The organism is Micromonospora globispora (genome assembly GCF_003857015.1).
GTDB classification, from domain to species: Bacteria; Actinomycetota; Actinomycetes; order Mycobacteriales; family Micromonosporaceae; genus Micromonospora; species Micromonospora globispora.
Map to the genome: position 1 here is coordinate 1 of NZ_QGGF01000040.1, position 21,503 is coordinate 21,503.

Sequence of the window (21,503 nt, forward strand, 5' to 3'; positions counted from 1 at the left end):
CCGACGCGCTGCCCGTGGCCCGGGCTGGCGCGGCGCACCTCGCCCCGGCGGCCCGCGCCCGCTACGAGCGCACCTTCCACCCCGACGTGGTCACCAAGCAGCTCATCGACATCTACGCCGCCGTGGCCCGCACCCCGAACCCCGCCTGAACCTTGCGTGGGGGAGGGTCAGCGGAGGGAGGCGCGGGCGGAGAAGGCGATGCTGGCCAGCAGGAAGCCGCCGTTGACGATGGTGAAGGCGACGATCAACCAGACCGTCAGCGCGGGAGCGAAGGCCAGCACCAGGCCGGCCACGAAGATCACCGCGCCGTAGTCGCGGACCAGCTTCACCAGGCGTACCGGCAGTGAGGTCGAGGTGACCATGCTGGCCGCGTTCGGGCCGGCCTGCATCACCGAGGTCACCAGGTTGACCATCCAGGTGCCGGCGAAGACGGCGATCAGCCAGGTCGGCGTGGCCGGGCGCTGCGCCACGGCGGTCGCTCCCAGAGCCGTGACCAGCGCGATCTGGGCGGCCACGTCGCAGAGCACGTCCACCCGGGCGCCGGCCGGGTTGTTCTGCTTGGTCACCCGGGCGAGCTGACCGTCCGCGCAGTCCAGGGCGTACGCGACCTGCCAGCCGACCAGCGCGACCAGCCCGACCACCCAGGCCGGTACGTCCCCGGCGGCGACCGGGCCGGCGAGCGCCACCACGGTCACCGAGGCGGCCAGGCCCAGCAGCAGGTTGGCGATGGTCAGCGCGGTGGGGCGCAGTCCGAGCCGCTGGCCGACCAGCGCGAAGACGGCCCCCAGCCACTGGCTGATCGACTCGCTGAACAGCCCGCCGCCCCGGTTGACCCGGTGGAAGTCGGCGACGGTGGGGCGGGACGGCTCAGCCAAGGTGGTCGCGGAGTGCACCGGCGTAGTCTGCCAGCCGCTCCCGCGTCTCGGTAGGCGACATCGCCAGGTGTTCGAGGATGGTGTAGCGGTCCGGGCGGGTGGCCGGCGCGAACTGCACCGCCTCCACGAACTGGTCGTCGCTCAGCCCGACGTCGGCGGGAAGCCGGGGCAGGCCGTGCCGGGCCAGGCAGGCCGACATCTCCGCGAAGCGACGGTGGTCGCCACGAAGAAAGGTGCAGAAGAGCGCGCCGAGGCCGGCCAGTTCGCCGTGCGAGGCGGTGCCGGGGAAGAGGGCGTCGATCGCGTGCATGATCTCGTGGCAGCCGCCGCTGGCCGGCCGGCTGGTGCCACAGACCGCCATCGCCAGACCGGTAGAGATCAGCGCCTCGGCCAGCACGGTGACGAAGGCGTCGTCGCTCATGTCGCCCTGGTGGGCCAGGACCGCCTCGGCACCCATCCGGGCCAGCGAGGCGGCCAGGCCGTCGACCGGCTCACCGCGGACCTGCCGGGCCAGCTCCCAGTCGGCCAGCGCGCTGATGTTGCTCACCACGTCGCCGATGCCCGCCCGGTTGTGCCGCTCCGGCCCGGCCTCGACGAAGTCCAGGTCGACGATCACCGCGATCGGAATGTGCACCCCATAGGAGCCCTTGAGCCCGTCGGTGATGAGGCTGGCCACCGGGGAGGCGATGCCGTCGTTGGCCAGCCCGGTCGCCACCGTCACCATGGGCAGCCCGCGCCGGGTCGCGGCGTACTTCGCCACGTCGATGGTCTTGCCGCCGCCGATGCCGACCACCGCGTCGTACGACCGGTTGCGCAGCTTGGCACCGAGCTCGTCGGCGGCGTCGAGGGTGCCGCCCTCCACCGTGAACACGTCCGCGGAGCGCAGCGACGGCCGGATCAGCTCGGCGATCTGCTCGCCCTGCCCGGGCCCTACCACCACCGCCACATCGCCGCCGGCGGAGATCCGCCCGTCGACGAGGATCGTGGCGAGGTCGGCCACCGCACCCCGCCGCACGTCGATGTGGAGCGGGGTGAGGATGGTCCGGGCTAGTAGCGGCACGCGATCTCCCACGCCCGGGCCAGGTCGGCGTGGTTGTCGACCTCGACCCAGGAGACGTCGCCGATGGGCGCCGGCCGGACCTCGCCGCCCCGGTCGGCGAACTCCTGGTAGCCGTCCTCGTAGTAGAGGTTCGGGTCACGCCGCCAGGTCGCCTCCAGCGCGTCGGCGAGCGCGTCGGCCACCTGCGGCTCGATCAGCGTCGCGCCGATGTACTCCCCGTACGCCTCGCCCGGGTCCATCAGCTTGGTGATCCGGGTGAGCTGGCCGGCCGCGTCGAAGGTGGTCTTCATCTCCTCCTCGGCCAGCACCTTGATGTTGTCGATCGCCAGCAGGATGCCCGGGCCGCGCTCGGCCAGCAGGGTCTTCTCCACGCTCACCGGGTGCACGGTGTCGCCGTTGACCAGCAGCACGCCGCGGGAGAAGTACTCCCGGGCCAGCCAGAGCGAGTAGGCGTTGTTCCACTCCTCGGCCTTGTCGTTGTGCACCAGGGTGATGGTGACGCCGTACTTCTTCTCCAGCGCCGCCTGGCGCTCTCGCACCGCGTCGGCGGCGTACCCGACCACGATCACGATCTCGGTCAGCCCGACCTCGGCGAGGTTGCGCAGCGCGATGTCCAGGATCGTGGTCTCACCGTCCACGGGCACCAACGCCTTGGGCAGGGTGTCGGTGTACGGGCGCAGTCGGCGCCCCGCACCGGCCGCGAGCACCATCCCGATCATGCCGGCATCCTCCCTCGTACGACTCCGGGTCACCGGTGGAGGATAGCGCCGGGTCCCCCGGCGGCTGCCGCCAACCATGGTTCAGCCCGGCAGGGCGGCCAGGTCGGCCAGCATCGACAGCCGCTCCTCGGCGGTCAGCACGGTGTACGGGCCGGCCGCCCGACGGTCGGTCTCCTGCTCGATCGCCAGCCGCTCCGGGCCCGGCGGCAGCTCGACGATGCTCGCCGCGGTGTGCCCCGCCGCGGTCCACGCCGCGGCGTGCGCGTCCGCCCGGTGGTAGCGCAGCGTGCCCAGCCGGTTGAGCAGCAGCACCCCCGGCGGGGTGCCCTCCGGCTCGTACGGCGGCGCCATCGCGTCAAACGCCGAGCCGGCCCCCGGTCCCTCCGCCTCGGCCAGCAGCAGCGCGTACCCGAGCAGTCGGCCGAGCGCCGCCACCAGCCGGACCACTCGGTCGTCGTGACCGGCCCAGAGCTCCTCGGTGACCTCGCCGTGCACCTGGTAGAGCTCGGCGAGGAAGGCGAGCCCGCGCTCGGTGGCGCAGAAACCGCCGTCCGGCGCGCGCTGGATCATCCCGTGGGCGACCTGCTTGTCCAGGGCACGCTGGCAGGCGGCCGGGTCGCGGTAGCGGGTCACCGCCGCGAAGCCCGGCCCGTCCACCGCCCCGCCCGGCGCGGCCAGCCGGGTGCGGAACTCGACCAGGAAGCCGGTGGCGGCCGGCCCGCCGTACCGTGAGCTCAGCTCGGCGCCGCCGCCGTCGCGCCCGGCGAGCATGCCGGCGACGAAGGCCCGGTCGACCGCCGGGGCGACCAGCCCGGCGAACCGGTGCGGCGCCAGCTCGACGTCGTCGCTCACAGACCGATCGAGCGGAGCGCGGCGAAGGCGTCCTCGGCGATCCGCCGGATCAGCCCATCGTTGACGTCCCGGTGCTCGTCCAGCACCGCCACGTCCTCCTCGCCCAGCCAGCGGAACTCGGTGTGCTTCCCCTGCTCCAGCCGGGGGCGGCTCAGGTCGCCGTCCACCCGGACCAGGAAGTCGCTCTCCACCCGCTCCAGCCCGTCGTCGGCGGTGTACCGGTACTCGCCGACCTGGCCGAGCACGTGCGACACGCTCCAGCCGGTCTCCTCGGTGACCTCGCGGCGCAGCGCGTCCTCGATGCCCTCGCCCGGTTCGAGGTGGCCGCCGACGATGTCCCAGCAGTTGGGGAAGATGCGCCGTTCGGGGGACCGACGCTGGATGAAGATGCGGCCGTCGTCGTCGACGATCAGCGCTCCGGCGCAGCGGAGAGGCTCGGTGGGCACGTGACGACAGTAGCGAGCCGGTACCGCTCCCGGCGACGCCCGGTCTTGTCCCGGTACGCATCAATGGCCCACCATGTCCGTACCGAGGCCACCGTCCCACAGGGGTGATGCGTGATGCAGGTTCGGGAAGCGATGTCCAGTGAAGTTCTCGTGGTCGGCCCGGAGCACACGCTCCGGCAGGCGGCCCGGATGATGTCGGCCCGCCGTGTCGGGTCGGCGGTCGTGATCGACCCGGACTCCGAGGGAGTCGGGATCATGACGGAACGCGACGTGCTCAACGCGATCGGCGCGGGGTTGGACCCCGATGTCGAGCGCACCGGAGCCCACCTGACCTGGGATGTGGTCTACGCCGGTCCGGACTGGACGGTGGAGGAGGCAGCGGCGGCGATGGCCCGCGGCGGCTTCCGCCACCTGGTGGTGCTCGACGGTCGGGAGGTGGCCGGGGTGATCTCGGTCCGCGACCTGATGCGGGTCTGGGCCCGGCAGCACGCGGCGGCCGCGGTCTGAGGCGGCGGCCCGGTAGCCGCGGCGAGCGGGCCAGAAAAGGGCGATGGCCCGGCCGATACCGGCCGGGCCATCGCTGGTGGTGCCTCAGGTCACGGGCCGACGAAGACCGCCGCGCCGCGCCAGTCCACGTTGTCCACCGTCGGACCGCTGCGCACGGTCGTCGAGCCGGTCGGCGCGCCGTCCGACCAGGCCATCGAGGACAGGTTGCCGGTGCTCCGGCCGACCACGTAGAGGGTGTCGCCGTCGAGGAAGACGCCCCCCGCGTCGGCGAAACCGGTGGTGCCGGCGACGGTGAACTTGTCCGTCCCGACGGTGCCGGTGTCCGGCGTGAACCAGCGCCAGTAGAGGGCGCTCTGCCCGGCGACGGTGTAGTACAGCCGGCCGCTCTTGTAGAACATGCCGGTCACCGTCCGCAGCTCCGAGTAGAAGTTCGTCGTGCTGCCGGCGTACGTCTGCGACTGGCCGGCCGGCGCCGAGCCGGTCTCCACGGTGTCCCACAGGGCGTCGTGGTACGGGTCGACCTTGCTCGGCGTACCGAAGGTGTCCCCGTCGAACGAGCGCCGGTAGAGCGTCCCGTTCATCCCGTAGTAGAGCGTGCCGCCTACCCAGAAGGCGCCCTCGGCGTCCGACCAGGCGGTGCCGTCGGTGTTGGCGACCGAGGTCGCGCTGCCCACCGCGGAGGCCCCGTCGTACGACCGCTTGGTGACGCTGTTGAGCGTCGTCGCGGTCGGCAGCGGCGAAACCTTCACGATCTCGATGCCCTGGATCAGCGGGTTCTCCAGCACCCGGCCGAAGTCGATGTCGACGTTGCCATCACTGGTGACGACGAACGCCCGCATCGTGCCCCGGTTGGTGCCGCCGGCGGCGGCCACCGGGTCGAAGTCGTTCAGCTTGAGCGCGCCGTCGATGTAGACGTCGAACTTTCGCTTGCCGACCGTGCTGGTGCCCGAGTACCGGTTGGCCAGGTAGAGCCGCACCTGGACGGGCTGGCCGGCCGGGACGGGGAAGTCCCACTGCATGTCCGGCGTGGTGCTCAGGTCCCACCGCTCGGCGCTGAACAGCGCCGCCGGGGTGCCGGCGGGCACGGTCGCGTCGAGGGTGGCCAGGGTGGAGTAGGTGGCGATGTTGCTGCCGGTGTTGTGGTACGAGCTCGGCGTCGTGGCGGTGTCGACCGCCCAGGCCGGGCCGCTCGGCGCGGCCAGCGCGGCACCGCCCGCGTTGACCCGGTAGAGCACGTCGGCCGCGGTCGGCGCCGGCGCGGTCTGGACGATCTCGATCGCCTGGACCAGCGGGTTCTCCAGTACGTGGATGAAGTCGATGTCCACGTTGCCGTCGCTGATCACCGGGAACGAGCGCATGATGCCCCGGTCGGTACCGCCGGCGGCGGCCACCGGGTCGAAGTCGTTCAGCTTGAGCGCGCCGTCGAGCCAGACGTCGAACTTCCGCTTACCGACGGTGTTGGTGGTCGGGTACCGGTTGGCCAGGTAGAGCCGGACCTGGATCTGAGCGCCCGCTGCGACCGGGAAGTCCCACGACATCTCCGGCGCGGTGGTCGGGTCCCACCGCTCGCTGCTGAACACGTCAACCGGGGTGCTGGCCGGCACCGACGAGTCCAGCGTGGCCTGGGTGGTGTAGGTCTGGATGTTGCTGCCGCTGTTGTGGTACTTGCTCGGCGCGGTGGCGGTGTCCGCCGCCCACGCCGGTCCGCCGTCGATCGCGGCCACCTGCGGCCCACCGGCGTTGATCCGGTAGAGCACCTGGCCGGGCTGGTACTTGCCCGCCTGGTAGACGTTGCCCGGCAGCCCCGCGGTGGTGGTCGAGTGCGGCGCGTTGCCCCCGGTCAGCGGGAAGAAGGCGATCTTCGCCCGCTTGTACTTGAAGTCGCCGATCCAGTCCTGGTCGCTGCCGAGCCAGAGTCCCTCGGGGGTGACCAGCATCTCGGTGACGCCGTAGCCGCGGGGGTTCCGGCCCGGGTTCCAGGCCAGCGGCAGGCCGCTCGCCGGGTCGAGGGCCGCGATGCTGGCCCGGCCGACCGCGCCCGGCTGCGCCTTGTCGGCACCGAGCGAGTTGTTCAGCCAGCGGAAGTGGCCGCCGACGTAGATCGCCTTCTCGCTGATGCCGACGGAGAGGAAGGTGTCGCCGCCGCTGTAGTTCACCCAGGTGGGCTGCTGCCCGGCCCCGGTGGCCGCGGTCTCCCAGCGCGAGGCCGAGTCGCAGAGCGTGCCCGGGTACGCCGCGCCGGTGGTGACCACCATGAAGTACGTGCCGTCCGGCGAGAACTGCGCGTCCCGGACGTACGAGTCGAAGGACAACGCCCGGCAGGCGGGGCTGTAGCGGTCGGTGTTCCAGTCGGCGATGGTCGCCGAGGTGTCACCGAGGTTCAGCCGCACGATCTGGTCGTGCACCACGCCGTCGGCCTTCTTGAAGTTGCCGATGACCACCAGCTGCTTGCCGTCCGGCGAGACGGCGAGCTTGTCCGGGCCGACCCCGGCGGACGCGCCGGTGCTGCCGGCGGTCCAGTTGTGGTGCTCGGTGAGGTTCGTCGTCAGGTAGCTGTCCAGCGCGCCGGTGGTGGCGTTCAGCGAGGCGAGGCCGCCCCGCGCTTCCGTGTTGGCCGTGGTGAAGATGCCGCCGACGAGGAGCCGGTCGTTCACCAGCGCGATGTCGTTCACCGTGCCGTTGAAACCCGGACCCTTGAACGCGGTGAGCGAGCCGTCGGAGACGTTCAGCAGGGCCACCTTGCGCCGGTTGACCCCGTTGACGGTGTTGAACCGCCCGGCCAGGTACACCGTGCCCGCGGTCGGGCCGGCGATCACCGCGGTCACCTCGTCGTCGAGGACCGGGGCGAACGCGTCGTCGATGAAGCCGGTGGACTTGTCGAAGGCCAGCACGTACTTGCGGGTGAGGGTCGTGGTCGACCCCCGGTTCTGCGCCTGGGTGAACGACCCGGCGGCGATCACCTTCGTGCCCGCGTCGTAGATGGCCACAACGTTGCCGTCGATGATGTTCGGCGTCTCCGAGGCGGGCACGTCGGCGACCACGGTGTCGTGGTTGGGCGCGGCGAGCGCGGGGCCGGCGGTGAAGAGGCTGGCGATGCCGAGAACGGCGGCGCCGAGGACGGACACCGAGCGGTGTCTCAGTAAGCAGGAAGGCACAGGCAACTCCGGAGGCGCGTCCGAGACCTGCGATCGGGGCCGGAAGTCGACGCAGCGTGAGGCGTCCGACGGGTTGGCCGACCACAGAGGTGAAAGCACACTTTCCCTTATCAGGGGAGGCTGCGTCCACCCCGGATGGTGATATTGACCGAGGATGTCGCCGGGTCGGCCCGGCGATCCATCCCGGGCCACACGAAAAGACGAGGGACGATCACCGGGCCGGCGTCGACGGTGGGCCGGTGGACGCGGTCAGGTCCGGCAGGGGCGGGGCGAAGTACGGGTCGGTCGCCATCTCCCGGAACACCGCCGCGCTCTCCGGATCGTCGGTGAAGGTGCTGTCGTACAGCGGCTTCGTCTCCTTCCCGGCGAAGTAGAGGGCGGCCTTGATCTGGGGGTGCGTCTTCAGGTACGGGCCGACCTCGCGCAGCCAGTCGGCCCGCTGCCCGGGCCGGCCCTTCTCGGTCAGCCCGAATTCCCCGATCACCACCGGCCGCGGGTGCTCCCGGGCAAAAGCCATGAAGTGGTCCATCCGGTCGCTGAAGCTCGCCCACTCCGGGCCCGGGTAGACGTCCGCGCAGAGCCAGTCCACCTGGTCGTCACCGGGGTAGTAGGCCGCCGCGTCCCGGTTCGGGTCGGCGAAGCCGTCCGCGTGCGGGCACCACACCCAGGCCGCGTTCGTCACGCCCACCTCGGTGAAGATGGCCCGGACGTGCTTCCAGGCGGCGATGTAGTCCGCGGGGGAGTGGACGCTGGCGCTCAGGTTCGGGCGGTCCATCTCCCAGCGGTAGCGCAGCAGGACGGGCACCCCGAACGCCTTGACGTCCTCGGCCCGCTGGCGGATCAGCGAGTCGTACTCACCGCTGACGGTCGACAGGGTGTCCGTGCCGGCCCAGGAGATCATCTGAAGCTTCCCCATGGCCTGGAACGCCCGCTCGGTCTGGCCCGGGAACGGCTTGGTCCACGTGTTGAACATGTGCGCCATGGTGAGCTTGCCGCCGGCCGCCCGGTTGAACTCGTCGAGCGCTTCCGCCCGACCGGTCGGGGAGTGCCACTGCGGCTTCACCCAGGCGCCGAGCCAGGCGCCCTTCTTCGGCAGCTCGGGCCCGCGGCCGGTGGTCCGCACCGGCGCGGTCCGGGGTTCCACGGTGGGCGGTGGCGCCATCATCGTCCGCTCCGGCCGGCGGACCGGTGCCGACTCGCAGGCTGTCACGGCCGGCGCCAGGCAGGCCAGCACGAGCGCAACAACCGTCATGGTCCGTCGTGATCGTCGTACCACCGGCAAACCTCTCCCCCGTACGGTCGCCTGCCCGGGTTGTCGAAGGCCCGGCAGCGCCGGCTCAGCGGGCACGCCGCGGAGGTGGGCGGGCGACCTGGTGCACTCTACCCGTGCGACAGCGGGCAACGGGGTGCCCAGTTCGGCCGGCTGCGGCTCGGCCGGTACCGCCCGTGCGGGACCGGGACCAGCGTCAGCGGCGCTCCACCGTCGCGCGAACCCGGGTCACGGCTGGATCGGTGCCGCAGCGTTCCGGTTGCGGCGCAGGGCGCGCAGCGCGTCGAGGTGCAGCGTGCTCCGCAAGCGCCAGGCTCCGGCGAGGTACGCCGCGGCGCCGGCGACCGCCACCAGGGCGAGCACCGTCACCGGGACGTCGAGGAGGCTGGCCAGCCCGAGCGGAAGGCCGAAGCAGGCGAGCGCCAGCGCCATCGCCGCCCGGGTGCCCCGCCCGAACGGGTGCAGCCGCAGCGACCACCAGAGCTGGGCCAGCGGTACGAGATTGTTCACCAGGATGGCGGCGGTCCAGGCCAGAGCGGCTCCGAGGATGCCGTACACCGGGATGAGAGCGACGTTGGTCAGCACGTTGATCGCGGCGCCCGCCATCGCGTTGTAGAAGGTCCAGGCCGTCCGGCCGGCCATGTTCAGCACCACGTCGACCATGCCGCAGCCGGTCGCCACCAGCATGGTCAGCGCGAGCAGCAGCACCACCCGGCGGCCGGCGCCGTAGCCGGAGCCGAAGAGGCTGAGCATCGGCTCGGCGAAGGCGGCGAAGAGCAGGTACGCCGGCCAGGAGAGCAGCACCAGCCAGCCGGTAGCGGCCTGGTATAGCTGGCGCGCCTCGCGGTGGTCGGTGCGGGCGAAGGCCGCCGCCATCCGGTGCTGCACCGAGCTGGACAGCGCCACCCCGGAGAGCTGGCCGAGCGCGAGGAAGCGGGTCGCGGCCGTGTACAGGGCCGCGTCGGCCGGCCCGCGCATCGCGCTGAGCAGCACGATGTCCAGGCGCTGCACGACGATCGCGGCCAGCGTGCTCAGGGCCCGTGGCCCGGTGAACCGCCAGAACGGCCCGAACTGCTCGGCCGCCGGCACCGCCCGGGTGACGTCGCGCTCGGCCCGGCGGACCAGCCGACCGAGCCAGACCAGCGCCACCGCCGCGGCGAACAGGTAGGGCACCGCCCAGGCCAGCGGCAGCGCGCTGGTGGCGGAGAGGCCGAGCCAGGCCGCGACGGCGACCGCGACGAACTGCACCAGGGTGCGGCCGAGCCGTTCCACCGTCAGCAGCGGGCGCATCTGACCGAAACCCTGACAGGCGGCCAGGGCGTAGTCGCTGAGCGCGGCCAGCGGCACGAACGCGAGCAGCACCCGCAGCGCGGTCACCCCGCCCGGACCGGCGTCGGGCATGGTCAGCCGGGCCAGCGCCGGGGCGGCCAGCCAGCCGGCGAGGGCGAGCAGCGCCCCGACGGCCAGCACCGGCACGAGCCCGACGGCGATCGTGCCCCTGATCCGGTCGCGCTGGTCCAGCGCCCGGTGCCGGCTGACGAAGTAGATCGTGCCCACGTCGGTGCCGAGCCGGGCGGCCGCCGCGGCGATCATGAACGCGCTGGTGGCCGCGAAGAACATGCCGGCCTCGCGGACCGACCAGCCGCGGGTGATGACGATGTTCAGCCCGAAGCCGGCCGCCGCGGCGAGGCCGACCCCGACCAGATTGGCGAAGCCCTGCCGCGCCGCGCCACCCAGCGGGGCGGCTGCGCCACCTCCGGCGGGAGCGGGCTCGGCGACCGGCGCGGCCACGTCCCGGCCGTCGGCCCCGCCGGCGTCCGTCCTGATCACCGACGCCACGACGGTACGCGTCCCCACCAGGTGGCCAGCCGCTCGTCGTACGGCGCGAAGTGCTCCTCCAGCCGGGCCCGCAGCTCCGCCGACATCGGCGAGCGGGACCGCGAGTTGTGCTTGCCGAAGGCGATGTCCGCCCGGCGGGGCAGCTCCAAGAAGTCGCAGACCGCGTCGAACGCCGGGCGCGGGTCGGCGAAGAAGTCGTCGCTGTCGATGACGTGCAGCCGCTCCCGGCCGACCAGCGTCTCCAGCCGTTCCAGCTGCTCGATGTACCGCCCGCGGGCCAGGTACGCGTTGTGCTGCAGGTGGTAGCTCAGGTACGTCGGGTCGGCGGTCATCCGCTCCCGCTCGCCGGCGGTCCGCTCCCCCTCCAGCTCCAGCGCCCGCTCGAACGACGACTCCGTCTCATAGCCCCGGGCCAGCTCGTGGGAGTGCGCCGAGTACGCCCGCTCCACCGGGTCGCGGAGCAGCACCAGCAGCTTCACGCCGGGCAGGTCCTCGGTGATCCGCTGACCGGCCAGCGGGTGGAACATGTAGAACGGGCTCGACTCGCCGGTGATCCCGCGTACGCCGAGCTGCTCCCGGACCGCCTCCCCCTTCGCGGTGGTGGGGAAGTGCCCGAGGTACCAGCTCATGCCCCGCTGGTAGTCCATGTCGAAGTAGTGCACGCCCTTGTGGTACGCCGGCGGCAGCACTCCGGGGTGCTGGGAGAGGGTCTTGAACAGCGAGGTGGTGCCGCACCGCTGCGCGCCCACGATCAGGAATCCGGGCGTCATCCGCGATCCGGCGGTCAACCGACCGACCGTCCGGCTCACCGTCCGCACCGCACGGAGCGCCTGCTCCTTGGCCACCGTCACGTCCCCACTCCTCACTCTCACCGGGCCCGGCGGGCCAGGTGCTCCTCCACCGCGGGCAGCAGCCAGGCGTCGACGTGTCCCAGTCGCGCGCCCGCCTCGGCCTGCCGGTCCCGCAGATATCGTGCCGCCAGCTCCACCAGGTAGAGCACGGCGACCAGGTCGGCGTCGCGCTCGGGCTGGTCGAAGGCGCCCAGCGTCCGCCCGGCGCCGTCGATCAGCGCCCGCGCCGCGTCGATCGGCTCCACACCGTCGTGGCCGATGGCGGTCTGCACCGCGCGGTGCAGCGCGTCGTATCCGGCCGGCACGTCGGTGTCGAACCGCTCCCAGTCCCACACCAGCACCCGGCCGTCGGCGAGGACGGCGCTGTTCCCGCCGTTCCAGTCTCCGTGCCAGGCGCCGAAGGCCAGCACCGGGTCGGCGTCCGCGACGGTCTTCAGCACCGCGCGCAGCCACCCGGCCTCCGGCCGTGCGCCGAGCCCGTCCACCGCGTCCGCCAGCCGCGCCGCGTGCTCGCTGCCCGCGTACGACCGGCGGCGTACGTCGAGGCAGCCGGCGACCGCCACCATCGCCGCCCGCTCGGACGCCTCGGTGGCAGCCGGGGTGGCCCGGGGCAGCCGGACCGGCAGCGCCTCCTGTACCAGCAGGGCGTGCCCGTGCCATTCGCCGTGGTACAGCACCCGGGCGACCGTCACCGGGCCGAGCGGCAGGTCGGCCAGCCGGCGCAGCGCGGCGGCCTCGGCGTCGACCAGCGCCCGGGTCAGCGGGTCCACGCCCAGCTTGGCGTAGCCGAGCGCCCGCCCGTCCCGGCCGAGCAGTTGCAGCACCGGCTTCCGGTTCGCCCGAGCCGGCCCGATGTGCATGCTGACCAGCGCCGGGGTGCCGAGCACCTCGGCCAGGTACCCGTCGAGCGTGCCGGCGGCGGCGTCCACCGTCAGCCGGTCGCGGAAGACCAGCGGCCCCAGCCCGACCCGGAACGCCGTGGCCAGCCCCTGCCGGACCAGCTTCGCCTTGCGGCCGACCGCCTCGGTGGAGTGCCGGACGGCGCTGGCCGCGGCCCGGCCGGAGCCGGTGGGCACGAGCAGTCGCGGTCGGGCCGCCGACGGAACCACCACCCAGCCGCCCCGGCCGCCCTTTCGCAGTGTCGGCTCAGCCGGCGCGGGCCAGATCAGCGCGGCGAGCTCGGCCAGGTACGCGGACCGGCCGTCGCCGTCCGGGGGAACACGGAACACCATCAGCGGTCACCGGCTGCTTCGAGTCGGGCCCGCAGCCCGCCAACGGTGCTCCTGGCCGGCGCCGGCGCCACGGCCCGGCGGAGCCGGTCGTTGCGGGCGAGCAGGGCGACCGAGATCAGGCCGTAGGCAAGGGTGGCTTCCAGTGAGTTGTAGGTGAACTGGAAGAAGAGCATCAGGATCAGCACCAGGCTGCCGGCGATGCCGATGGCACTGTGGTCCCGCCGGTACCGCCAGAGGCAGTAGAGGAAGAACCCGTTGTAGCAGATGGCGCCGACGTAGCCCTGGCCCACCAGCAGTGCCCAGAGCTGGCCGTTGCTGCCCAGTTCCCGGTTGCCGCACTGCGGGCACTCGTCGGACTTGCCGATGGCGATGGACCGGTTGCTGCCGATCAACGCCCGGTTGCCGCCGTACCCGAGGACGGGTGAGTGGTTGGCGGCGGTGACCGAGCCCTCCGAGAGGGTGGCCCGGATGTCGTCGCTGTGCCCGTTCTGCAGGCGTTCGTCGAAGGTCCGCCCGAGCGGGGTGGCGATGATCAGTACGCCGATCAGCCCGACCGCGAGGGCCAGCCCGCCGAGCACCGCCATCCGGCCGCGCAGCGCCAGCCGGATCGCCACGTAGACCGTCGAGATGCCGAGGCCGATCCAGAGGCCCCGGTTGAGCGAGTAGACGATCGGGAAGATCGCCGCCAGCGCGATGGCGATGCCGAACAGCCGGCGTACCGGCCGACCCAGCACCACCCAGCCGACCAGCATCCAGATCAACAGGATCGCGATGTTCTCGCCCCAGGAGTTGGTGTACTCGAAGGGTGCGGAGGGCCGCGGGGAACTGGGCTCGCCCGCCAGCACCTGCTGCACCTGGGCGAGCTGGACGTCCATCAACGACGCGACGTAGGGATGGGTGGCGATCGAGTGCGGCAGCACGTACCGCAGCGGGGCGACGAAGCCGAAGGTGGGGAAGATCGTGGCGAGATAGCCGCCGACCACCGTGACGACCGCCATGAACCCGAAGAGGCGCACCACCCGCCGCTGGGGCAGCTCCCGTTCCGGCAGGTTGAGCACGTACAGCATGATCACGGTCATCGCGACGTAGGTGGCGACCCGGATGGCCCAGCCGAGGTACCGGCCGCCGCCCGACGGCGGGAGCGTGTCCGGTGCGGTCAGGTCCAGCATCAGTGCGGAGAGCAGCACCCAGAGCAGCAGCACGAGCCACAGCCCGAACCCGGGCGGCACCCGTATCGGGCCGCGACGGTAGAGCTGGACCACCATCGGCACCGCCATGACCACGAAGATCAGGGTCGACACCCCGAGCGCCCACCACAGCGGATAGAGCACGAAGAGCGCACTCAGCGGCCACGCCGGCGGCAGCCGGAGCGACCGGTCCCGCGGTCGCAGGGGCACCGGGCCGAGTCGCGCCGGAGCGGCCGGCGGGACGTCCGGGACCGAGGCCGTCCCGCGGACGGGGTGGTGCGGGGTGACCGTACTCATCTGATGGTGACCTTGGCGCTGGTCGGCACGTAGAGCACCCACGCGTTGCCCGGCAGCGGGTGCAGCAGCTCACCGCCCAGGTCCATCACGTTGCAGAGCAGGTCCTGACCGGGCTTGCGCCACCGCCCCTTGGCGCCGGACGGGCCGGAGACGGCGACCGCGGCGCCTTCACCGAAGACCTTCGCCGAGGGCAGCGAGCGGTACGACGGGTGTCGGATGTCGATCGTCCGGTACTCCATGGTCAGCACCATCACCGAGGTGGCCGTGACCGTCGCCGTCCCGACCTTGCTGACCCAGACCGACTTCTGCGCGTCGTACCGCCAGACCATCGGCGGGCCGCCGGCCACCGCGACGGTGAGTTCCCGGGCGGGGACCAGGTCGCGCCCGGCCAGCGGGGTGCCGGCCGTGCCGTAGTCGAGAACCTGGGTGGGCGGCTGCCCACCCTTCGGGGCCGCCTTCCACAGCGCGGCCGTCGAGGTGTGGTCGGAGCCGAAGACCTTCTCGTCGTCGCCGGGCGTCATCCCGGCGAGGCCGGACGCCTCGAACTGGTTGCGGAAGTTGGGCGGGCCGCCGTCGTAGCCGATGAACGGCCGCAGCACGCCCAGGGATCGGATGTCGACCGGGCGGATCTCGGTGACCGGACCGATCTTCGTGGCGTCCCGGGACTGGAAGACCGCCGTGAGGTGCAGCGTGTCGGATTCGGCGAATTCCGCGTAGACCAGGTCGGCCGAGCCCAGGCCGGCCGGTGTGGTCGACCGGGTGACCCGGATCGGCACGGCGAGCGCCTGCCGGCCGGCCACCGGTGCGGCGCTGACCGGCAGACCGGTCAGCGGCGCGCTGGGCAGGCTCGGGGTCGCGCTCGGGGTGGCCGACGCCGGGGCCCCCGGGTCGACGATGTCGGTCCGCCCCGGCGGCTGCGGCTCGCTGCAGGCCGTGCCGAAGCCGACCACGAGGGCCGGAGCGAGGGCGGCGCGGAGCATCTGCCGACGGTTCACCCCAGGTCCTCGCCGGAGTCGAGCGCGTAGCTGGACCGGGCCGTACCGTCGACGGCCGCGCCGTCACCGCGGGACCGGTAGGTGCTGCCCTGACCGGTGCCGGTCATCGGCACTGGGCCGGCCGGGGGCGTCGGCTTGGCCGAGCCCGTGGCGGTGCCCGTCGACCCGGACGGCTTCATCCGCGGCAGCACCACGGTCGACTCCACCGACGGCGAGCTGGGGGCCGGCTTCGGTCGGTTGGCCGGGACCGCCGCCGGCTTGGCGGCGGCTGCCGGCAGGCGCGGGGCCAGCACCGCGCCGATCACCGGAGCGTCGACCTGCTCGAACTGCCGCAGGGCGGCACTGATCTCACCGCTGCGGGTACGGCCGGTCTCGGCGACCACGATGACCGCGTCGACGTAGCGGCCCAGCGCCTGCGCCTCGACCGCGATGATCGGCTGGGCGGTCTCGATGAGCACGTGGTCGAAGCGGGCGGAGAGCTCGGCGAGCACCTCCAGCAGCGCCGCCACCGGCAGCTCGGCCTCGGCGTCCAGGTCGCCGGGGACGAGCACCCGGAGCTGGCCGAGCCCGGGGACGGGGGCCAGCGCCTTCAGGGCCGGTACGTCCCGGCGAAGCACCGCGGCCAGGCTGTGCCGGCCCTCGCTGACCCCGGTCATCGCGGTGAGCACCGAGCCCGGCTTGGTGGTCACCAGCGCGACCTGCTGGCCGGCGCGGGCGTACGCCGCGGCGAGGTTGGCGGCCACGAACCCGGCCGCGTTGCCCGCGGAGCCGTTGCAGAGCAGCAGCTGGCGGCCCCGGCCGGGCTCGGCCGGCTGGGGCACCGTGGAGAGCAGCACGTTGCGCAGCCGGCCCAGCTCCCGGGAGATCTTGTGGGCGGGCGGCAGTACCGACAGCGACGAGGTGCGCGGCGGGAGCTCCAGCAGCACCGGCAGCCCGACCCGGTCGGCGATGTCCCGGCCGCGGCGGATCCGGGTGTCGAGGCGGTCCAGCACGAGCGCCAGCACGATGCCGAGCAGCAGGCCGGCGCCCATGCCGCTAGCCAGGTTGAGGGTCCGGTTCGGCGAACTGGGGCTGCTCGGCAGCCGGGCGTCGGAGATGATCTCGCCCGGGTCGATGCTCGTGGAGAGCAGCGGGCTGAGCCGGTTGTTCAGCGAGCTGAGGTTGTTGGTCAGCACCTGCTGGTCGGCCTCGGCCCGCTTCCGCTGGACCGAGTTGCTGGGCGTCCCCGTGATCCGGGCGGCGACGGCGCTGAGCTGCTTGTTGACGTTGTCGATCTGCTGCCGGAGCCCGTTGATCTCGTTCTCCAGGGCGCGCTGGGCGGTGGCGCTGCGCAGGTCGAGGTAGGCCTGGGCGAACGAGTGCGAACCGGCCCGCGCCTCCTCGGGGCTGTCCGCCTCGTACGCCACCTGAAGGACCTGGCTGTTGGGCGGCACGGTGACGGTCACCGACTCGACCAGATCGTCGGCCGACGTGCCGCTCTTCATCAGCCCGCGGGCCCGCTCCCCGACGACGAGCGAGCGCACCACCTGGGCCTCGGTGTCGAGGTTGACCTTGGCGTTCTGGTTGGTGCTGTTGTCGCTGCCGCCCGTCGCCAGCGGACGCACCAGCACCGAGGTGGTCGACGTGTACCGGGCGTGCTGGAGCTGGGTCACCGCCAGGCCGCCGGCGGTGCCGAGGATCGCCGCCAGCAGCAGGATCCACCAGCGGCGGCGAAGCCAGCCCAGATAAGCCATCAGCACAGGTCCGTCGGAATCGCTCTCGGCCAGGTGAGGTGAGGGCATCAGATTCTGTCGCTCGCTTTCGACCGTGCCGGGCAATTCACGGCGCAGTTGACCGGACCGTGAACTCGAGTGTCCCCGATCCGGACGAGGAGGGAAAGTCTGCTCACGTCCGGTGAGCCTGCCCAGATGTAGGCAGCCCGCGTAGATATGGCCGGTAATGACTGACCATTCGGCGGGTCCCGGTGCGGGTTCGACCTGCCCCCGGTCGGCGTCCACGTCGACGTTCGTCCGGAGCGGTGACGGAATCCTGACACATTCCCGCCCCGCCCGGGTGCACTGGCCCCGCGCCACGCCGTGACCGCCGCCAACCTCGCGGTCCGGTCCACCCGGGACCCCGGCCGTCGCCCTTTCCAGAGCTGAGCCGACCGGTGGGTGTGGATCAGTCCAACGGCCCCTTCAGTTGTCCACCGGAGCGCCGATAGGTTGTCATGGCGCGTCTGAGGGCGGTTCACGAACATCCGGGCGCGGTCACCGTACGGGGAGGAATGTTGGTAGGCGGGTCAACCGAGGGCTCGGGTCAGGTCCTGCTCGTCGGATCCAGCGGCGGGCATCTCGCTCAGCTCCTGGCACTGGAGCCGTGGTACCGGGACCGCCGCCGGGCGTGGGTCACCTTCGACACCCCGGACGCCCGCTCGCTGCTCGACGGCGAGGACGTGGTCTGGGCGTACCACCCCACCACACGGAACGTGAAGAATCTGGTACGCAACGCGTTCCTCGCGCTGCGGGTGATCCGCCGCCGTCGCGTCGACGCGGTGGTCACCACCGGTGCCGGGGTGGCCCTGCCGTTCGTCGTTGCGGCCCGGCTGCGCCGGATCCCGACGGTCTACATCGAGGTGTACGACCGGATCGACAGCGCCACGCTGACCGCGCGGCTCTGCCGGCCCTTCCTCTCCGCGATGCTGGTGCAGTGGGAGGAGCAGCGCCGGATGTACCCGGAGGCGACCGTCGTGGGGAACCTGCTGTGACCCCGGACCTTCCCCGGCCGCGCGGCGGCCGGCCACCGTACGTGCTGGCCGTGGTCGGCACCGACGTGCACCGGTTCGACCGCCTGGTGGACTGGCTGGAGCGCTGGCACGCCGGCCGCGCCGCCGGGGTCCGGCTGGTCCTCCAGTACGGCCACAGCCGGACCCCGCGGCTGCCCGAGGCGGCCCCGTTCCTCGGCCACGAGGAGCTCCAGCGGGCGATGGCCGAGGCGACGCTCGTGGTGAGCCACGGCGGCCCGGCCACCATCACCGAGGCGCGACGCAACGGCCACCTGCCGATCGTGGTGCCGCGCGACCCGGGGCACGACGAGCACGTCGACAACCACCAGCAGCTGTTCTCCCGGCGGCTCGGCGCGGCCGGGATGGTGCGGGTCTGCGAATCCGAGGCCGAACTGGTCGCCGCCCTCGACGAGGGAACGGCCGACCCGTCCCGGTTCGTCCTGGCGGCGGACCCGGACCGGCCGGACCCCCGGGCCGAGGCGGTGGCCCGGGTGGGCCGGGTCATCGACGACCTGGTGGCTGCCCGAGCCCGCCAACGCGTCGGGGGGTGGCGGCGGTGAGCCCGGTGAAGGGCGAGAAGCCGCGCGTGCTCTTCGTCGGCGGGCTGGGGCGCAGCGGCTCCACGCTGCTGGAACTCCTGCTCGCACAGAGCCCGGACGTCTGCGCGGTGGGCGAGGTGGTCCACCTCTGGGAACGGGCGCTCGGCGCCGACGAACGCTGCGGCTGCGGCGAACGCTTCACCGCCTGCCCGTTCTGGCTGCAGGTCGGCGAGCGCGCCTTCGGTGGCTGGTCGACCGTGGACCGGGACGCCGTGCTGGCGCTCAAGGACCGGGTCGACCGTACCCGGCACATCCCCCGGCTGGCCCGCGCCTCGCTCTCCGCGGCGGAGCTCGCCGACGTCCGCCACTACGCCGATCTCTACACCCGCATCTACCGGGCGGCGCTCGAGGTGACCGGGGCCCGGGTGGTGGTGGACTCCAGCAAGCACGCCTCGCTGGCGTTCGCGCTGCGCTGGGCCGAGGACCTCGACCTGCGGGTGCTGCACCTGGTCCGGGACAGCCGCGCGGTGGCGTACTCCTGGGGCAAGCAGGTGCGCCGGCCGGAGGTGGTCGACGGCGAGGACTTCATGCCCACCTTCTCCCCGTTCGAGGTGAGCAAACTCTGGACCGCGCAGAACGCCGCGTTCCACCTGCTCGCCTCCCGGGCGTCGGTGCTGCGGCTGCGCTACGAGGACTTCACCGAGGACCCGGCGGGCACGGTACGCCGGCTCCGCGAGTTCGCCGGGCTGCCGGACGACCCGGAGGCGCTGCGGATCCTCACCGACCCGCCCGCCTCACCGGTACGCGCGCACAGCATCGCCGGCAACCCGCTGCGCTTCAGCGGAGGCCCGCTGCAGGTACGGCGGGACGAGGCGTGGCGCAGCCGGCTGCCCCGCCGTAGTCGGGCCGTGGTCAGCCTGGCCACGCTGCCCTTCCGAATCCGCTACGGCTATCTGGGCCAGCGGGAATCGAGAACTGGAGAGACGTCGTGAGCGCGAGGAGTGAGCCGGGTCTGCGAGCCCCGCAGTCGCGAACTGGAGAGACTTCGTGAGCGGTCCGAGCATCTCCGTCGTCGTGCCGACGCGGGACCGTCCCGAGCTGCTCCGCGCGGCGCTCGACGCCATCCTCAGCCAGGCGCACCCGGGCCCGGTCGAGGCGATCGTGGTCTACGACCAGTCCGAGCCGGACCACTCGCTGGAGCACGACCACGGCGACCGGCGGGTACGCGTCATCACCAACACCCGTACGCCGGGCCTGGCCGGGGCGCGCAACACCGGCATCGAGGCGGCCACCGGTGACCTGGTCGCGTTCTGCGACGACGACGACGAGTGGCTGCCTGGCAAGCTGGCCGCGCAGCTCGGCGCGCTCGACGTCCACCCAGACGGCGCCCTGGTCGCCTGCGGCATCCGGGTCAGCTACGACGACCGGAAGGTGGACCGGTCGCTGGACCGGTCCCGGGTGCCGCTGGACGCGCTGCTCCGCGACCGGCTCACCGAGCTGCACCCGTCGACGTTCCTGATCCGGCGGGCGGCCCTGCTCGACGGCATCGGGCTGGTGGACGAGCAGATCCCCGGCAGCTACGCCGAGGACTACGAGTTCCTGCTCCGGGCCGCCCGGTACGCGCCGCTGGTCAACGTGGACGCCCCGTACGTCCTGGTCCGCTGGCACAAGCGGTCGTACTTCGCCCAGCGCTGGGAGACCATCTCGACGGCGTTGCAGTGGCTGCTGCGGCGCTACCCGGAGTTCGCCACCGTGCCGCACGGCGAGGCGCGGGTGGCCGGTCAGATCGCCTTCGCCCAGGCCGCGATGGGCAACCGGCGGGACGCGGTCCGGTGGGCCCGGCGCACCCTGGCCCGCAATCCGAAGGAGCCGCGCGCCTACCTGGCGCTGGCGGTGGCGACCCGGGCGGTGCACGCCGACCGGGTGCTGCGCACGCTGCACAAGCGCGGCCGAGGCATCTGAGCGCACGAAACGGGCGGGCGACCAACCTGGTCGCCCGCCGTTGCGCGGATGCGGGGGTCAGGCCGTGCAGAAGGACCGCCAGGCCTGGATGCTCGGTGAGTCCAGCAGGCGGAAGTCGCCGTAGCTCACCGCGTTGTTCCAGTACGCCACGAACTCCGGCCGCTGGCCGTTGACGTAGGTGGTCATCGAGCGGAGCCAGCCGGCCCGCCCCATGCCGGTGTCGCCGGGCAACAGGTCGCTGCCGGTCTCCGCCAGACCCCAGGGCTTGCCCAACTCCCGGGACTTGCTGATCATGCGGCCGAAGACTTCCTGGGGCGACGCGTACCGCTTCCACTTGACTGCCCAGTTGTAGCAGTCCCAACCGAGGGCCTCGACCACGTCGCCGCCCGGGTAGAAGTCGTTGAAGTTCCGCCCCGACTTCGGGTCGACCGTCCAGCACATCAGGATGAGCGTGTTGATGAGCCTCGGGTTGTCCGCCCGGTCGGCCAGGCCGGCGATCCGGCGCCAGGCCGTCCGGTACGCGGCCGCCGTGTAGGAGCCTCGCTGGACGTCGTCCTCCGGCTCGTGGAAGTACGACCAGTAGACGTTGTGCTCGCGGGGAATCGACGCGAACCAGGAGGCCAAACGGCTGTCGTACTTCCCGGTGTTGATCTCCTGCGGCGAGGCCTTGAAGGAGACCACCACGGTGCGGTCGACGAGGTCGGACCGGCTGCCGTCCCAGGCCGGCGGGAGCCCGGGGTAGAAGATGCGGGCCATCTTCGGCCGGCCGAAGGTGCGGTCGGAGCGGGCCATCGCCTGGCTGAACGTCTCACCGCTCTGCGCATCGATCGACAGGCCGGGCAGCGTCAGGCGGGTGCCGGTGAAGCCGGGAACCTTTCCGCCGGTGGCCGTGGCCGAGGGCGACGCGCTGGCCGGCCGGCCGCCCAGCCCTTCGGCCCCGCTGGGGGTGGGGG

At 72.6% G+C, this 21,503-nt stretch carries 19 protein-coding genes and 1 pseudogene; 6 read left to right on the top strand and 14 right to left on the bottom strand.

Translation table 11 applies throughout. From position 1 onward, the window contains the following. Positions 1–149, top strand: a pseudogene (locus tag DKL51_RS01145) (glycosyl transferase family 1); the annotation flags it as partial. 18 nt (positions 150–167) lie between these two features. Here DKL51_RS01145 and DKL51_RS01150 read toward each other — a convergent pair. The 5 genes from DKL51_RS01150 to DKL51_RS01170 form a co-directional block, all read right to left on the bottom strand. Further along, positions 168–893: a CDP-alcohol phosphatidyltransferase family protein gene (locus DKL51_RS01150; protein ID WP_109965949.1), complete on the bottom strand. Its 726-nt coding sequence runs from the start codon at positions 891–893 to the stop codon at positions 168–170. Next, entirely contained in the window at positions 868–1,935 is a 1,068-nt protein-coding gene (locus tag DKL51_RS01155; RefSeq protein WP_109965950.1) for an iron-containing alcohol dehydrogenase family protein, read from the bottom strand. Before DKL51_RS01155 ends, DKL51_RS01150 begins: the two co-directional genes overlap by 26 nt. Beyond that, positions 1,923–2,654 carry a phosphocholine cytidylyltransferase family protein gene (locus DKL51_RS01160; protein WP_109943312.1) on the bottom strand — a complete coding sequence of 244 codons (732 nt, stop codon included), beginning with the start codon at positions 2,652–2,654 and terminating at the stop codon, positions 1,923–1,925. The genes DKL51_RS01155 and DKL51_RS01160 overlap by 13 nt, the downstream gene beginning before the upstream one ends. Before the next feature lie 81 nt (positions 2,655–2,735). After that, positions 2,736–3,506: a hypothetical protein gene (locus tag DKL51_RS01165; protein ID WP_109943313.1), complete on the bottom strand. Its 771-nt coding sequence runs from the start codon at positions 3,504–3,506 to the stop codon at positions 2,736–2,738. Then, the gene (locus tag DKL51_RS01170) at positions 3,503–3,952 is read right to left on the bottom strand and encodes an NUDIX domain-containing protein (RefSeq protein ID WP_165824486.1); all 450 of its coding nucleotides are present in this window, start codon (positions 3,950–3,952) and stop codon (positions 3,503–3,505) included. The genes DKL51_RS01165 and DKL51_RS01170 overlap by 4 nt, the downstream gene beginning before the upstream one ends. A 114-nt stretch (positions 3,953–4,066) precedes the next feature. Between DKL51_RS01170 and DKL51_RS01175 the strand changes: the two genes are divergently transcribed. Next, positions 4,067–4,459 carry a CBS domain-containing protein gene (locus DKL51_RS01175; protein ID WP_109943314.1) on the top strand — a complete coding sequence of 131 codons (393 nt, stop codon included), beginning with the start codon at positions 4,067–4,069 and terminating at the stop codon, positions 4,457–4,459. 89 nt (positions 4,460–4,548) lie between these two features. Here the strand turns inward: DKL51_RS01175 and DKL51_RS01180 are convergent, their stop codons facing one another. The 8 genes from DKL51_RS01180 to DKL51_RS01215 form a co-directional block, all read right to left on the bottom strand. Next, positions 4,549–7,584: a malectin domain-containing carbohydrate-binding protein gene (locus tag DKL51_RS01180; protein WP_243420877.1), complete on the bottom strand. Its 3,036-nt coding sequence runs from the start codon at positions 7,582–7,584 to the stop codon at positions 4,549–4,551. A gap of 241 nt (positions 7,585–7,825) precedes the next feature. Beyond that, entirely contained in the window at positions 7,826–8,866 is a 1,041-nt protein-coding gene (locus tag DKL51_RS01185; RefSeq protein WP_109965952.1) for a glycoside hydrolase family 26 protein, read from the bottom strand. 246 nt (positions 8,867–9,112) lie between these two features. Continuing rightward, on the bottom strand, positions 9,113–10,714 hold the full coding sequence (locus DKL51_RS01190; RefSeq protein ID WP_243420878.1) for a lipopolysaccharide biosynthesis protein: 1,602 nt from the start codon (positions 10,712–10,714) through the stop codon (positions 9,113–9,115). Next, positions 10,711–11,574 carry a sulfotransferase domain-containing protein gene (locus tag DKL51_RS01195; protein WP_109943318.1) on the bottom strand — a complete coding sequence of 288 codons (864 nt, stop codon included), beginning with the start codon at positions 11,572–11,574 and terminating at the stop codon, positions 10,711–10,713. Before DKL51_RS01195 ends, DKL51_RS01190 begins: the two co-directional genes overlap by 4 nt. Before the next feature lie 17 nt (positions 11,575–11,591). Continuing rightward, on the bottom strand, positions 11,592–12,806 hold the full coding sequence (locus tag DKL51_RS01200; protein WP_109965954.1) for a hypothetical protein: 1,215 nt from the start codon (positions 12,804–12,806) through the stop codon (positions 11,592–11,594). Continuing rightward, positions 12,806–14,290, bottom strand: a complete 1,485-nt coding sequence (locus tag DKL51_RS01205; protein ID WP_109943320.1) for an O-antigen ligase family protein — start codon at positions 14,288–14,290, stop codon at positions 12,806–12,808. The genes DKL51_RS01200 and DKL51_RS01205 overlap by 1 nt, the downstream gene beginning before the upstream one ends. Next, positions 14,287–15,285: a DUF3048 domain-containing protein gene (locus DKL51_RS01210; protein WP_124811630.1), complete on the bottom strand. Its 999-nt coding sequence runs from the start codon at positions 15,283–15,285 to the stop codon at positions 14,287–14,289. Before DKL51_RS01210 ends, DKL51_RS01205 begins: the two co-directional genes overlap by 4 nt. Next, positions 15,282–17,018, bottom strand: coding sequence for a Wzz/FepE/Etk N-terminal domain-containing protein (locus DKL51_RS01215; protein WP_243422250.1), 1,737 nt, complete (start codon positions 17,016–17,018; stop codon positions 15,282–15,284). The genes DKL51_RS01210 and DKL51_RS01215 overlap by 4 nt, the downstream gene beginning before the upstream one ends. A gap of 533 nt (positions 17,019–17,551) precedes the next feature. Between DKL51_RS01215 and DKL51_RS01220 the strand changes: the two genes are divergently transcribed. Genes DKL51_RS01220 through DKL51_RS01235 form a run of 4 tightly spaced genes read left to right on the top strand, consistent with a single transcriptional unit; the run spans position 17,552 to position 20,550 of the window. Beyond that, entirely contained in the window at positions 17,552–18,031 is a 480-nt protein-coding gene (locus DKL51_RS01220) for a glycosyltransferase family 28 protein (RefSeq protein WP_109943323.1), read from the top strand. Further along, positions 18,028–18,609, top strand: a complete 582-nt coding sequence (locus DKL51_RS01225; RefSeq protein WP_109965958.1) for a glycosyltransferase — start codon at positions 18,028–18,030, stop codon at positions 18,607–18,609. The genes DKL51_RS01220 and DKL51_RS01225 overlap by 4 nt, the downstream gene beginning before the upstream one ends. Next, positions 18,606–19,580 carry a sulfotransferase family protein gene (locus tag DKL51_RS01230; protein ID WP_109965960.1) on the top strand — a complete coding sequence of 325 codons (975 nt, stop codon included), beginning with the start codon at positions 18,606–18,608 and terminating at the stop codon, positions 19,578–19,580. The genes DKL51_RS01225 and DKL51_RS01230 overlap by 4 nt, the downstream gene beginning before the upstream one ends. Before the next feature lie 55 nt (positions 19,581–19,635). Further along, a complete protein-coding gene (locus DKL51_RS01235) occupies positions 19,636–20,550 on the top strand; it encodes a glycosyltransferase family 2 protein (protein ID WP_109965959.1) in 915 nt (304 codons plus the stop codon). Between the two features lie 57 nt (positions 20,551–20,607). On the opposite strand, the gene DKL51_RS01240 is transcribed toward DKL51_RS01235, so the two are convergent. Beyond that, positions 20,608–21,503: glycoside hydrolase family 26 protein (locus tag DKL51_RS01240; protein ID WP_498070863.1), on the bottom strand; the 896-nt coding region annotated here is incomplete at its 5' end.

Excerpts from the sequence above, each read along its gene's own strand:
- DKL51_RS01160 (WP_109943312.1), bottom strand. The coding sequence starts at position 2,654 with ATGATCGGGATGGTGCTCGCGGCCGGTGCGGGGCGCCGACTGCGCCCG.
- DKL51_RS01175 (WP_109943314.1), top strand. The coding sequence starts at position 4,067 with ATGCAGGTTCGGGAAGCGATGTCCAGTGAAGTTCTCGTGGTCGGCCCG.
- DKL51_RS01185 (WP_109965952.1), bottom strand. The coding sequence starts at position 8,866 with ATGACGGTTGTTGCGCTCGTGCTGGCCTGCCTGGCGCCGGCCGTGACA.
- DKL51_RS01200 (WP_109965954.1), bottom strand. The coding sequence starts at position 12,806 with ATGGTGTTCCGTGTTCCCCCGGACGGCGACGGCCGGTCCGCGTACCTG.
- DKL51_RS01205 (WP_109943320.1), bottom strand. The coding sequence starts at position 14,290 with ATGAGTACGGTCACCCCGCACCACCCCGTCCGCGGGACGGCCTCGGTC.
- DKL51_RS01215 (WP_243422250.1), bottom strand. The coding sequence starts at position 17,018 with ATGGCTTATCTGGGCTGGCTTCGCCGCCGCTGGTGGATCCTGCTGCTG.
- DKL51_RS01220 (WP_109943323.1), top strand. The coding sequence starts at position 17,552 with ATGTTGGTAGGCGGGTCAACCGAGGGCTCGGGTCAGGTCCTGCTCGTC.